The 12,248-nt window shown below is 58.9% G+C and carries 10 protein-coding genes and 4 tRNA genes; 8 read left to right on the top strand and 6 right to left on the bottom strand.

Annotated elements, in window-relative coordinates; genetic code table 11:
• Window positions 1-76: 76 nt before the first annotated feature.
• Entirely contained in the window at window positions 77-619 is a 543-nt protein-coding gene (locus tag EJA70_RS19655; RefSeq protein ID WP_158832892.1) for a TetR/AcrR family transcriptional regulator, read from the bottom strand.
• Between the two features lie 91 nt (window positions 620-710).
• Here EJA70_RS19655 and EJA70_RS19650 point away from each other — a divergent pair, with 91 nt between their 5' ends.
• The 4 genes from EJA70_RS19650 (at window position 711) to EJA70_RS19635 (ending at window position 5,505) form a co-directional block, all read left to right on the top strand.
• Window positions 711-1,898 (top strand): MFS transporter, encoded by a 1,188-nt coding sequence (locus EJA70_RS19650; protein ID WP_158832890.1) that lies wholly within the window; start codon window positions 711-713, stop codon window positions 1,896-1,898.
• 51 nt (window positions 1,899-1,949) lie between these two features.
• Window positions 1,950-2,261, top strand: a complete 312-nt coding sequence (locus EJA70_RS19645; protein WP_008077897.1) for a cupin domain-containing protein — start codon at window positions 1,950-1,952, stop codon at window positions 2,259-2,261.
• Window positions 2,262-2,366: 105 nt separating this feature from the next.
• Window positions 2,367-3,518: a TDT family transporter gene (locus EJA70_RS19640; protein ID WP_158832888.1), complete on the top strand. Its 1,152-nt coding sequence runs from the start codon at window positions 2,367-2,369 to the stop codon at window positions 3,516-3,518.
• A gap of 112 nt (window positions 3,519-3,630) precedes the next feature.
• Window positions 3,631-5,505 (top strand): MFS transporter, encoded by a 1,875-nt coding sequence (locus EJA70_RS19635; protein WP_158832886.1) that lies wholly within the window; start codon window positions 3,631-3,633, stop codon window positions 5,503-5,505.
• A 122-nt stretch (window positions 5,506-5,627) separates the two neighbouring features.
• Here the strand turns inward: EJA70_RS19635 and sugE are convergent, their stop codons facing one another.
• The 3 genes from sugE to rdgC all read right to left on the bottom strand — a co-directional run bounded on the left by sugE (window position 5,628) and on the right by rdgC (window position 8,108).
• On the bottom strand, window positions 5,628-5,942 hold the full coding sequence (gene sugE, locus EJA70_RS19630) for a quaternary ammonium compound efflux SMR transporter SugE (protein ID WP_008077894.1): 315 nt from the start codon (window positions 5,940-5,942) through the stop codon (window positions 5,628-5,630).
• 118 nt (window positions 5,943-6,060) lie between these two features.
• A complete protein-coding gene (locus tag EJA70_RS19625) occupies window positions 6,061-7,026 on the bottom strand; it encodes a bile acid:sodium symporter family protein (RefSeq protein WP_158832884.1) in 966 nt (321 codons plus the stop codon).
• Between the two features lie 161 nt (window positions 7,027-7,187).
• Window positions 7,188-8,108 carry a recombination-associated protein RdgC gene (rdgC, locus tag EJA70_RS19620; protein ID WP_007919763.1) on the bottom strand — a complete coding sequence of 307 codons (921 nt, stop codon included), beginning with the start codon at window positions 8,106-8,108 and terminating at the stop codon, window positions 7,188-7,190.
• Between the two features lie 159 nt (window positions 8,109-8,267).
• Here rdgC and EJA70_RS19615 point away from each other — a divergent pair.
• From EJA70_RS19615 to EJA70_RS19600, 4 genes are all read left to right on the top strand, one after another.
• Window positions 8,268-8,343 (top strand) — tRNA-Val (locus EJA70_RS19615).
• A gap of 19 nt (window positions 8,344-8,362) precedes the next feature.
• Window positions 8,363-8,439, top strand: a tRNA-Asp gene (locus tag EJA70_RS19610).
• Between the two features lie 200 nt (window positions 8,440-8,639).
• A tRNA-Val gene (locus EJA70_RS19605) sits at window positions 8,640-8,715 on the top strand.
• 19 nt (window positions 8,716-8,734) lie between these two features.
• Window positions 8,735-8,811, top strand: a tRNA-Asp gene (locus EJA70_RS19600).
• A gap of 222 nt (window positions 8,812-9,033) precedes the next feature.
• Here EJA70_RS19600 and EJA70_RS19595 read toward each other — a convergent pair.
• Together EJA70_RS19595 and EJA70_RS19590 are read right to left on the bottom strand one after the other, a co-directional pair.
• Window positions 9,034-10,203, bottom strand: a complete 1,170-nt coding sequence (locus EJA70_RS19595) for a catalase family protein (RefSeq protein ID WP_158832882.1) — start codon at window positions 10,201-10,203, stop codon at window positions 9,034-9,036.
• Entirely contained in the window at window positions 10,200-12,008 is a 1,809-nt protein-coding gene (locus tag EJA70_RS19590; RefSeq protein WP_158832880.1) for a di-heme-cytochrome C peroxidase, read from the bottom strand. Before EJA70_RS19590 ends, EJA70_RS19595 begins: the two co-directional genes overlap by 4 nt.
• Between the last annotated feature and the right edge of the window lie 240 nt (window positions 12,009-12,248).

The following is a 12,248-nucleotide window of genomic DNA, read 5'->3' as shown; positions in this document are numbered from 1 at the left end:
ACGCTGCTATCTTTTGATCTTGATTTCAAAGATCAAAAGATCGCAGCGTGCCGCAGCTCCTACAGGGAAATCGGGGTCAGTTCTGCTGCAATGCGATATCAATCAACCTGTGCAGCTCATCCACCTCCAGCGCCGCCGCCGAAAACAGAATCCGGAACACCACCGGCGCGACCACCAGATTGATCAGCCGATCAACACTTGGCGCCACTTCATCGGGATGCCGCGCAATGATCGTCTGCAACTGCGCGCCAATAATCGTCACGCAATACCCCGGCGTCGCACTCGCCTGGACGTCGCGCATCATGTTGCGCCCGGGCTCTGAACTCATTTCGTCGAGATACTGCTCGGCCCACGCGCGGATATCGCTGCGCAGGCTGCCGGTTTCTGCCGGCGCGCTGTCGGGGCGCATGCGGGCGAGGGCGACGTCGGCCAGCAACGCCGCCAAATCACCCCAGCGCCGATAAATCGTCGACGGCGTCACCCCGGCGCGGGCCGCGATTTGCGGGACGGTCACGGTGGAACGCTCCTGTTCTTGCAGAAGCGCGTGGACAGCCGAATGAATCGACTCTTGTACCCGGGCACTGCGGCCACCGGGGCGTAAACCTTCTTTAATAGCCATGCGGCAGACCTTAACACAAAGAATTTGCTTTAAGCGCGAAGCGGTAGCACACTCCGCAAAAGCAAAAAATTAGCTTTTGCGGAGTGTGCCCATGACCAGCCTTGCTTCCCATCGATCCAGCCTGTGGTTTCTGGCGATCACCTTACTGAGTTTTCTCGCAGCGTCCACGGCGCCGACGCCGCTCTATCATCTCTATCAGGATCAACTGCACTTCTCCTCGGCGGTGCTGACGCTAATCTTCGGCGTCTATGCACTGAGTCTGTTGGCGGCGTTATTAACAGTGGGGTCGCTGTCTGACCATCTGGGGCGCAAACCGGTGATCTTCAGCGCGGTGCTGCTCAATGCGCTGGCGATGCTGCTGTTCATCTATGCCGACGACGTGGCATGGCTGATCAGCGCGCGTGTCTTGCAAGGCTTCGCCACCGGCATGGCTACGGCCGTGTTGAGCGCGACGTTGCTTGACACTGACCGTCAGCAGGGGCCGTTGATCAACAGTGTGGCGCCGTTGTTGGGAATGGCGCTGGGCGGCATGGGCTGTGGCTTGCTCGCCGAGTTTGCCCCGGCGCCGTTGCAACTGACCTATTGGTTGCTGCTCGGATTGTTTGTGTTGCAGGGGATTTACGTCTGGCGTCTGCCGGAAAGCGTCACGCCGCAAGCTGGCGCCTGGGCATCGCTGCGGCCGACCCTGCATGTGCCGGTTCAGGCACGCGCGACCTTGTGGAAAGTCCTGCCGTTGAACACTGCGACCTGGGCGCTGGGTGGTTTTTACGCGTCACTGGCGCCTTCGCTGGTGCGCACCGCCACCGGCTCAACGTCGAACCTGATCGGCGGGGCGACGGTGGCGGCCTTGACCCTGACTGGCGCCCTGATGATCTTCACCTTGCGCAATCGCAGCGCCCGACGCTCGCTGCAACTGGGCGCGAGTTTGCTGCCGATCGGTCTGTTGCTGATTCTGCTGGGGGTGCACAGCGCCAGCCTGACGTTGTTCTTTGTTGGCACGCTGGTCGCCGGTTGCGGTTTCGGCGCGGGTTTTCTCGGTGCGGTGCGCAGCCTGGTGCCGCTGGCCTTGCCCCATGAGCGGGCGGGGTTGATGTCGGCGTATTACGCACTCAGCTATCTGGCGTTTTGCTTGCCGGCACTGCTGGCCGGGTATCTGGCGCGCAACGTGGGTTTGCTCACGACCACCGACGGCTACGGTGCCGTGTTGATCGTGCTGGCGGTTGGCGCGCTGCTGCTCAGCCTGCGTCCAGCCCCCGCCAAGGTGTGCAGCGCTCCATAAGCGTTGCGGTTTCGGTTAGCCTTGCTCAGCCTTCTCCTCACGGATCGATTCATGAAGATTATTCGCAGCAAGACCTTCACCGCCGACCGCGCCTGGGGCGCGCTGGACATCGCCAACATGAACGGCATCACCACGCGTCTGCACTGGACCGATCAGCCATACAAATGGCACGTCAACGATGGTGAGGAAGTGTTCGTGGTGCTCGACGGCCAAGTGCTGATGCACTATCGAGAGCAGGGCGAAGAAAAACAGGTGCAGATGGGCGTTGGCGACATCTTTCATGCCTCGATCGGCACCGAGCATGTCGCCCATCCGCAAGGCGTGGCGAGGATTCTGGTGATCGAGTCCGAGGGCAGCGTCTAAGCGCTTATTGATAAAACAGATAACAGTTAGAGAAATTACCCGTTATATAGATATTCGATTCAGTTCTACCATGAGCTCAACCTCACCCGAGGACAGGAGTTCATGATGATTTGCCCCAACAGCAGCAAACCCGGCATCAAGCCGCTTAGCCAGCTTCAGCACCCGCGTGAAGTGATCCGCCAATTCACGCCGAACTGGTTCGCCGCGACCATGGGTACCGGCGTGCTGGCGTTGGCCCTGGCGCAATTGCCAGTGGCAATCCCTGGCATGCACGTGGTGGCCGAAGGGCTGTGGTTGTTCAACATTCTGTTGTTCTGCCTGTTTACCGCGGCGTATGCCGCTCGGTGGATTTTGTTCTTCGATGAAGCCCGGCGGATTTTCGGGCACTCCACCGTGTCGATGTTCTTCGGCACCATTCCCATGGGCCTGGCGACGATCATCAACGGCTTTCTGCTGTTCGGCCTGCCGCGTTGGGGCGACGGGGTGATTCATCTCGCCGAAGTGCTGTGGTGGATTGATGTAGCCATGTCGCTGGCCTGTGGCGTATTGATTCCCTACATGATGTTTACCCGACAGGAACACAGCATCGACCAAATGACCGCCGTCTGGCTGCTGCCAGTGGTGGCGGCAGAAGTGGCGGCGGCCAGCGGTGGTTTGCTCGCGCCGCACCTGGCCGACGCCCACTCGCAACTGGTGGTGCTGACGACGAGCTACGTGCTCTGGGCCTTTTCCCTGCCGGTGGCGTTCAGCATTCTGACCATCCTGCTGCTGCGCATGGCGCTGCACAAACTGCCCCACGAAAACATGGCCGCCTCAAGCTGGCTGGCCCTCGGCCCGATCGGCACCGGCGCGCTGGGCATGTTGCTGCTGGGGGGTGATGCACCGGCAATCTTTGCTGCCAACGGTTTGCCGGGGGTCGGTGAAATCGCTGCGGGCCTGGGCCTGGTGGCCGGCATTACCTTGTGGGGCTTCGGCTTGTGGTGGATGTTGATGGCGCTGCTGATCACCGTGCGCTATCTGCGTGACGGCATCCCGTTCAACCTCGGCTGGTGGGGCTTCACCTTCCCGCTGGGCGTGTATTCGCTGGCCACGCTGAAACTGGCGAATGTTCTCAACCTGACGTTTTTCAGCGTGTTCGGCACCGTGCTGGTGACGTTGCTCGCGGTGATGTGGCTGATCGTCGGCAAACGCACCGTGCAAGGTGCTTGGCGCGGCGAGCTGTTTGTCTCGCCGTGCATCGCAGGTTTAAAGAAATAACCTGAAAAGTTTAGGTAAGGTGTGGCCTGAATCGCGGTTTGAGATTCCAATAAGCACTACCCAGGCCCTTTCCAAGCACAATCAGCTAAGCACAATCAGGGAAACACGGAAGATGAGTCACCCCTCACAGTTCAACCTGCTGCGCACTCGGCGCTTCCTGCCATTTTTCATTACGCAGTCGCTCGGTGCGTTTAACGACAACGTGTTTAAACAGTCGCTGATCCTGGCGATTCTTTATCGGCTGGCCATCGAGGGTGATCGTTCGATCTGGGTCAACCTGTGTGCGTTGCTGTTTATCCTGCCGTTTTTCCTGTTCTCGGCGCTGGCCGGACAATTCGGCGAAAAGTTCGCCAAGGACGCGTTGATCCGGGTCATCAAGCTTGCGGAGATCGCCATCATGGCGATCGGCTCCGTCGGTTTCCTTTTCGATCATCTGTCGTTGATGCTGGTGGCGCTGTTCGCCATGGGCACGCACTCGGCGCTGTTCGGCCCGGTGAAGTATTCGATCCTGCCGCAGGCATTGCGCGAGGATGAGCTGGTCGGTGGCAATGGTCTGGTGGAGATGGGCACGTTTCTGGCGATCCTCGCCGGCACCATCGGCGCCGGGGTCATCATGTCCTCCACGCACTATGCGCCACTGGTTTCCGGTGCCATCGTCGGCATTGCAGTGCTCGGTTACCTGGCCAGTCGCAGCATTCCGCGCGCGGCAGCGGCGACCCCGGAAATGCGCCTCAACTGGAACATTTTCAGTCAATCCTGGGCCACGCTGAAACTTGGCCTGGGCCAGACGCCTGCAGTGTCGCGCTCGATTGTCGGCAACTCGTGGTTCTGGTTTGTCGGGGCGATTTACCTGACGCAGATCCCGGCGTATGCCAAGGAGTGGATGCACGGCGATGAAACCGTGGTCACCTTGATTCTGACGGTGTTCTCGGTGGGTATCGCCCTCGGTTCGATGCTCTGCGAGAAGCTTTCCGGGCGTAAGGTCGAGATCGGTCTGGTGCCGTTCGGCTCGTTCGGCCTGACGGTGTTCGGCTTGTTGCTGTGGTGGCATTCCGGCGGTATTCCGGACAGCGTCACAGGCCACAGCTGGACCGAAGTGCTGGGCTTTGTGCACACCTGGGCCGTGCTGATCGACATTCTCGGCCTCGGCATTTTCGGCGGCTTCTATATTGTGCCGCTGTACGCGCTGATCCAGTCGCGCACCGCCGAGAACGAGCGGGCGCGGGTGATTGCCGCCAACAATATTCTCAACGCACTGTTTATGGTGGTGTCGGCCATTGTTTCGATCGTGCTGTTGAGCGTGGTCAAACTGTCGATCCCGCAGCTGTTCCTCGTGGTCTCGCTGCTCAACATCGGCGTCAACGCCTACATCTTCAAGATCGTCCCCGAGTTCAGCATGCGTTTCATGATCTGGCTGCTCAGCCATTCCATGTACCGCGTCGAGCATCGCAACCTTGAAGCGATTCCTGATGAGGGCGCGGCGCTGCTGGTGTGCAACCACGTTTCCTTCGTCGATGCCTTGTTGATTGGCGGCGCGGTGCGTCGGCCGATTCGCTTTGTCATGTACTACAAAATCTACAATCTGCCGGTGCTGAACTTTATCTTTCGCACAGCGGGGACTATTCCTATCGCGGGGCGGCAGGAAGACATCCAGATCTACGAAAAGGCTTTCACCCGGATTGCTCAATACCTGAAGGACGGTGAGCTGGTGTGCATCTTCCCGGAAGGCAAGTTGACCGCAGATGGCGAGATCAATGAGTTCAAGGGTGGGCTGACGCGGATTCTCGAAGAGACGCCGGTGCCGGTGATTCCGCTGGCATTGCAGGGGTTGTGGGGGAGCTTCTTCAGCCGCGATCCGAACAAGGGCTTTTTTCACCGGTTGTGGTCGCGGGTGACGTTGGTGGCGGGCGCGCCGGTGGATGTTGGCGCGGCTGAGCCGGCGAAGTTGCAGGGGCTGGTCGGCGAATTGCGTGGGGCAGTTAGATAGTCGGTGACTGTTTGGGCCTCATCGCTGGCAAGCCAGCTCCCACAGTGATCTTCAGTGGACACCTTATTTGTGTACACCAAAGAACCTGTGGGAGCTGGCTTGCCAGCGATGGGGACAGAGGCCTAGGCGCTGACCTTAAGCCCGATCAACCCGGTAATGATCAACGCCACACTGGCCAGCCGAATCAACGCCATCGACTCGCCAAACAGGATGATCCCGGCAATCACCGTGCCCACGGCACCGACGCCGGTCCAGATCGCATACGCCGTGCCCAACGGCAATTCCTTCATCGCAAGGCCAAGCAAGCCAAGGCTGATGGCCATGGCCGCAACGGTCAGTGCAGTAGGAAGTGGACGGCTGAAACCGTCGGTGTATTTCAGGCCGACGGCCCAGCCGACTTCAAACAGGCCGGCGAAAAACAGAATGATCCAGGACATGAAAGACCTCCATCGATTGACGGGGTCGTCCCCAGATTAATGACTCGATCGAGCCGCAGGGTCGTCCCCGCGTTGCGCAACAGTTTGACCAGCATTAATCCGGGGATCAAGTTTGCCCTCAGTCGGCGGCTTGTTGCGCCAGCGCTTCGCGTTCTTCCTTTTCACTCATGCGGCGGAAGTACGTCGAGAGCAACGCTCCGGAAATGTTGTGCCAGACGCTGAACAGCGCACTCGGCACTGCCGCCAATGGCGAGAAATGCGCACTGGCCAACGCGGCGCCCAATCCCGAATTCTGCATGCCGACTTCCAGCGCCAGCGATTTGCGTTGAGCCAATGGTAGTTTGAACAGCCGGCCGGTGAAGTAACCCAGCAGATACCCGAAGCTGTTGTGCAGCATCACCACGGCCATGATCAACAGGCCGGATTCGGCGATTTTTGCCTGGCTGGCGGCGACCACAGCGGTCACGATAATCACGATGCTGACCACCGACACCAGCGGCAACACGTCCACGGCATGACGAACCTTGTCGCCGAGCAGGCGCTGGGCAACCACGCCGAGAATGATCGGCAGCAGCACCACTTGCAGGATCGACCAGAACAGCTCCATGAACGACACCGGCAACCATGCCGAAGCCAGCAGCCAGATCAGCGCCGGGGTTAGCAGCGGAGCGAGGAGGGTGGTGACGGCTGCGATGGCCACCGACAACGCCAGATCGCCGCGCGCCAGCCAAGTCATCACGTTGGACGAGGTGCCGCTTGGGCAGCAGCCGACCAGAATCACCCCGACGGCGATTTCCGGGGGCAGGTGAAACACCTGGCAAAGCAACCACGCCACGCCGGGCATGATCACGAAATGGGCAACCACGCCCAGCGCCACACGCCATGGATGGCGGGCAACGGCAGCGAAGTCGTCGAGTTTGAGTGTCAGGCCCATGCCGAACATCACCAGCCCGAGCAGCGGCACGATCGCGCTTTTCAGGCTGAGGAACCATGTCGGTTGCAGGAACGCGATGACCGCGAAAATCAGAACCCAGTAAGCGAAGGTATTGCCGACAAAGCGGCTGAGTGCAGCCAGTGCGCGCATGGCTTGTTCCTTATTATTGGTTACACCAAAAAACACTGTGGGAGCTGGCTTGCCAGCGATGGCGGCGTGTCAGACTCCATATAAGCCATCTGTAACACCGCTATCGCTGGCAAGCCAGCTCCCACATTTGAACCGGTTCCTTCATCAGGAACTGGTTGGCGTTAGATCCCCTGCGGAGTCTCTTCGCCACCCAACGCTTCCACCAGCGCCGGCAGGAAGTCGCCGAACGTCAGCATCATCAGGGTGAAGCTGGCATCCAGTTGCCCCAACGCTTCATCGCCGCCGTCCTGTTCCGCCTGATCCTGCAACAGATCTTCGAACTTCAGGCGCTTGACGGTCATCTTGTCATCAAGCATGAACGACAGCTTGTCCTGCCAGGCCAGCGACAATTGAGTCACGACTTTGCCAGTGCTCAGGTGCAGCTGGATTTCTTCGCTGGTCAGATCCTGACGCTTGCAACGCACAATACCGCCGTCTTCGTGGGTGTCGCGCAGTTCGCACTCGTCCAGTACATAGAAGTCGTCGGCGGCTTTTTGCGTGGTGACCCATTCGGTCATGGTCGCGGTTGGCGACATTTTCACGGTCAGCGGGCGGACGGGCAGGGTGCCGATCACTTCGCGCAGGGTCGACAGCAGGTCTTCGGCGCGTTTCGGGCTGGCCGAGTTGACCAGGATCAGGCCCTGTTTCGGCGCGATGGCGGCGAAGGTCGACGAGCGACGGATAAACGCGCGCGGCAGGAACGCCTGGATGATTTCATCCTTGATCTGATCGCGTTCCTTTTTATAGACCTTGCGCATCTGCTCGGCTTCGATCTCTTCGACCTTTTCCTTTACTGCGTCACGTACGACGCTGCCCGGCAGGATGCGTTCTTCTTTGCGCGCGGAAATCAGCAGGAAGTCACCGCTGACATGCACCAGTGGAGCATCTTCGCCTTTGCCGAACGGCGCGACGAAACCGTAGGTGGTCAACTCCTGGCTTGCACATGGACGCGCCAGTTTGGTGGCCAGTGCAGTTTCCAGCGCCTCGGCATCGACAGGCAGGTCTTGGGTCAGGCGATAGATAAGCAGGTTTTTGAACCACATGGGGTGAGTCTCTCCTTTATACAAAGGGGGGCATTATTGTCTTCGCCGTCTAATAGGCCAACCCTTCTCTAAGCCTTTGGAAGGCCTGAGAAAATTATTTAAAAAAGTGCTTGCCAGAGGTTGGGTCGCTCCGTAGAATGCGCGCCACACCGAAGCGAAGGGTGATTAGCTCAGCTGGGAGAGCGTCTGCCTTACAAGCAGAATGTCGGCGGTTCGATCCCGTCATCACCCACCATTCGTTTCAAGTGTTTAGCGCAGCGGTAGTTCAGTCGGTTAGAATACCGGCCTGTCACGCCGGGGGTCGCGGGTTCGAGTCCCGTCCGCTGCGCCATATTCGGTAACCTGGACCACTGAACGCCAGGTCACCACGGAAAAACCCGCCAAAGCGGGTTTTTTTCTGCCTCAAGGTTTGTACAGTTGTACCCGCGGGATGTGTCGTTTTACCGGTTTTCGGATTTATTTGAAAAAAACTTCAATTAAATCAACATTTTACGAAAACTTGTGGCATAATGCGTCCCGTAACGAAGCGAAGGGTGATTAGCTCAGCTGGGAGAGCGTCTGCCTTACAAGCAGAATGTCGGCGGTTCGATCCCGTCATCACCCACCATTCGTTTCAAGCGTTTCGCGCAGCGGTAGTTCAGTCGGTTAGAATACCGGCCTGTCACGCCGGGGGTCGCGGGTTCGAGTCCCGTCCGCTGCGCCATATTCGGAATCTGGAACACTGAACGCCAGAGTCCACAGAAAGCCCGCCTAGTGCGGGCTTTTTGCTGTCTGGGGTTTATGAAATCTCAGATTTGATGCTGACCTGTGGCGAGGGGATTTATCCCCGTTGGCCTGCGCAGCAGGCCCAGATTTTAAAAGCGGGGGGCCGCTTCGCAGCCCAACGGGGATAAATCCCCTCGCCACAGGTTATGTGCATATTTTTTTAGTGCGCGGCATTCTGGCTGTGGCGATAGTCGCTCACCGCTTCATATACCGCTCTGCGCAAGCGGTTGATCCCGCCAATCGGCCGATGCGCTTCAATTCCGAACCACGGATTGAACGACAGGTTGTCGCACGCCAGATTCAGCGCCGGCGTATCGAAGTCCTGAGGCGGCAAAGTGATCCGCGCCACGGTTTCGAATGGCGAGTCTTCCTCGCGCCATTCAATACTGGTGTCCTCGATCGGCATGTACTTGTGCGCATCCTGGCGCTGAATCTGCAGGACAAAACACGCCGGTACCCGATCCGCTGACAACTGCTGATTCAGAGCGCTACGCAGAAAATTCGGCAGATCGTGATTCTGTTTGGGCAACGCGTATGCCGGGCAACTCTCCGGATCCGGCATCACCCGGAATTTCGCGTTGGCTTCACCGAATTTGTACGGCGATACCGAAAAGTAGGTAGTCCCGGTCGGGCTGTCCGGCGCCGGTGCCAGCGTTGCCAGTGCAATAAACAAATGGCGGATCTGCCAGGTGCGCGGATCCCACCCTGGAAAAAACGCCGTGACCTTCTTTCCGTCAGCCTGCGCCGCCACATTCTGACGATACTCGGCGACATCGCTGACAAAGAAGTTCGCATGGCTGAACATCACGAAATCCTGTTCGCGGCGTTCCTCGCGATCCCCCAGCAACTGTTTACCCGGCACATCCAGCAATTTGATCGCCATGCCCCGAGCGTCGCGGATGCTGTCAAATTGCGGATAAGCGTTGCCATTCGACAGGCGAATCATCGCCTGCCAGGTTTTCCCCGGCTCACTGAACACGCCTTGGCGCAGCGATTGCGCGAGGTCCGGCAGCACGCGTACCTCAGCCCTCACACAACCATGCGCCTTGGCGTGTGCGTCGCGTAAATAACGCGTGCCTTCACGATGTTGATCGACGATGCGCACGGCGGTCTGGATCACATCTTGCGTCATTGCCGCCTCACCGGGCGGAATCTGCTCCAGCGCCGAAACCGGGCCGCGGTCATGCCAGGCAAACCAGGCCGTAGCGATCGCCCAGCCAAGCAGGCCAATGACGAGCAGGGTCAACAAGGTTTTGCCCAGCAAGCGCCCCAGCCACAACCAGATCCGGGCGAGCAAAGGCAGTTCTTTCTTGAATGTCGGCAGAATCATGGCAACTGCGCCTCCAGCGGGCCGCCCAGCACTTTCAGGTATTCGAGCAGCGCCCAGCGTTCCTCCGGCTGCAGCAGTCTGCCGATCACCCCGTTGCCACGCTCGCCGGCACGGAACTCATGCCCGCTGTTGTGGTTGCCGCTGATGCGCGTATCGAACAGAAAACCATTGGTAAATGCCTCGGTGCGATAGCCCAGATGCCGAGGGTCGTATTCGAAGTTGCCTTTATAGAAGGTGGTCGCGCGTTCATCCTGGGGCGAGAGCAATTGATAAAGGCTCGGCACCGACCCGTTGTGCAAAAACGGCGCGGTCGCCCAAATGCCAGCCAATGGCCGGGCTTTGTAAGCGACTTTTTCGCGAACGCCGATGGGCAAACCGAATCCGTCGAGGCCAGGCTTTTCCTGCGGTGTGACTTTGGCTTCGCGATAGGCGCGGTTTTCGACGAATGCGGTGACATACGCCAGGCCTTTAGCGACCGATAATTGGCTGAGATCCAGCGGTTCCTTGGGCGTTGGATGCAACTTCACATCCATTTTTTCCAGTTCGTTCAAGTCCCATTGCAGCGCGGAGAGGTCGAAGCGGTGGCTGGCAATGTTGTTGGCCGCGTTAGGATCAGTGCCAATAACGTCCAACGGCAGCATGTGCAAATGTTGCACCCAGCGTCCGCCTTCCTCGGTTTTGCGCGGCACGTGGCAGCCCGCGCAGTTCTCGGCGAACAACGTGCGACCTTTGCTGGCTAACGTCTTGTCCACGGCGCCCAACACGTCTTCCGGCCACGCGGGTGGCTGAAGTTTTTGCAGGGTCTGCTCAATCGTGTGCAGATCACGCACGCGGACGCTGGAGGGATAACGTGCTTCGCCTTGCAGCGGTTGGCCATTGGCATCGAAGAAATTCAAGGTGGCGCCGACGCCCAGCGCCTCGCCGACATTGCGCGCCATTGGCTGCTGTGCCGAACCGTTCCACTGCACCCAGTCGAACGTCCACATGTCCCACAACTGCGGGTAATCCACTGGTGCGTTGGCCACGCGATAGTTGGCGGGGGAGATCGCATCGCCAAACGTCGCGTTGGCAATTCGCCCGAATGCATCGGTACGGCCCGGGCCTTCTTCGGTCGGGTAGAGGCCGCGATGGGTGTCGTTCCAGGCGACTTTGAGGAAAGTATCGAGCGATTGTTTAAAGTCGCTGCGCAGTTGTTGATGGCGCGCGTCGTATGCATCGCCCAGCACCTGGCGGGCGAAGCGTTCGAATTTCCATGGGTTGTAATAAGTCGAGGTCAGACTGGCGACCAAGGCCTGTCCGAAACTGCCGCCACGTAGTGTAGGAACGCTGGACGGCAACACATGCTGTGCTGTCCCGCCGTCGATGCGCACGGCCTGACCTTTGAAACGCAGTTCGCCGGTGTGGCAAGCGGCGCAAGTTATGTCCAGATATTGCTCGGAACTGCCGGGATTTTGATGCCGGGCAAAGCCCACAGGCAGGTTGCCGGGGTTGTTCGGCGTGGCTTTCTGTTGCGGATCAATCAGAAAGCCGAAACGGGCCAGGTAATCGGGCGCGGCGAAACGTTGCTCGGAGAAGGGCAGTTCCAGTGCCTGGAACCACTCATAGCGCAGACCTTTGACCTGAGTGCCTTGGGGGGTGAAATAGTAGATCTGCCGTTCTGCTTCCGACCATTGGTTCAGGTAATGCACCTGTTCGGCGGGGGTATAGAAGGGCAGTTTCGGGTTGACGATGTAATACAGCACTACCGCCAGGACGATTCCCAACAGTACGACGATCAAAGCCAGAACACGGAATAAGAGGCGCAAGTTAAACATCCTTGTCGAATTGTTGCGCTGTTATGCCTGAGCCAAGCCTGATGCGGCAAGTGGCCATTACGTCAGATGGTGTACGAGGAAGATCAAGCCGCTGTCAGGGTAAGATGACAGAAGCTTCATCGTCGCTTTGCCCGAATGCGTTTTAATCCCTGAACTTATCGCCGCTTTACTGCTCTCATGCCGGTAGCCATTGGTCGTGGCGGCCTGATAAGCTCGCGGCTTTACTCGATT

This window comes from Pseudomonas sp. PB103 (assembly GCF_009764635.1).
Taxonomy (GTDB): Bacteria; Pseudomonadota; Gammaproteobacteria; order Pseudomonadales; family Pseudomonadaceae; genus Aquipseudomonas.
The sequence above is the reverse complement of the archived record's forward strand: the minus strand, read 5'-3'. Positions and strand labels throughout refer to the sequence as shown.

Coding starts and splice junctions, on each gene's coding strand:
- EJA70_RS19655 (WP_158832892.1), bottom strand. CDS start 619: ATGGCTATTAAAGAAGGTTTACGCCCCGGTGGCCGCAGTGCCCGGGTA.
- EJA70_RS19650 (WP_158832890.1), top strand. CDS start 711: ATGACCAGCCTTGCTTCCCATCGATCCAGCCTGTGGTTTCTGGCGATC.
- EJA70_RS19645 (WP_008077897.1), top strand. CDS start 1,950: ATGAAGATTATTCGCAGCAAGACCTTCACCGCCGACCGCGCCTGGGGC.
- EJA70_RS19640 (WP_158832888.1), top strand. CDS start 2,367: ATGATTTGCCCCAACAGCAGCAAACCCGGCATCAAGCCGCTTAGCCAG.
- EJA70_RS19635 (WP_158832886.1), top strand. CDS start 3,631: ATGAGTCACCCCTCACAGTTCAACCTGCTGCGCACTCGGCGCTTCCTG.
- sugE (WP_008077894.1), bottom strand. CDS start 5,942: ATGTCCTGGATCATTCTGTTTTTCGCCGGCCTGTTTGAAGTCGGCTGG.
- EJA70_RS19625 (WP_158832884.1), bottom strand. CDS start 7,026: ATGCGCGCACTGGCTGCACTCAGCCGCTTTGTCGGCAATACCTTCGCT.
- rdgC (WP_007919763.1), bottom strand. CDS start 8,108: ATGTGGTTCAAAAACCTGCTTATCTATCGCCTGACCCAAGACCTGCCT.
- EJA70_RS19595 (WP_158832882.1), bottom strand. CDS start 10,203: ATGATTCTGCCGACATTCAAGAAAGAACTGCCTTTGCTCGCCCGGATC.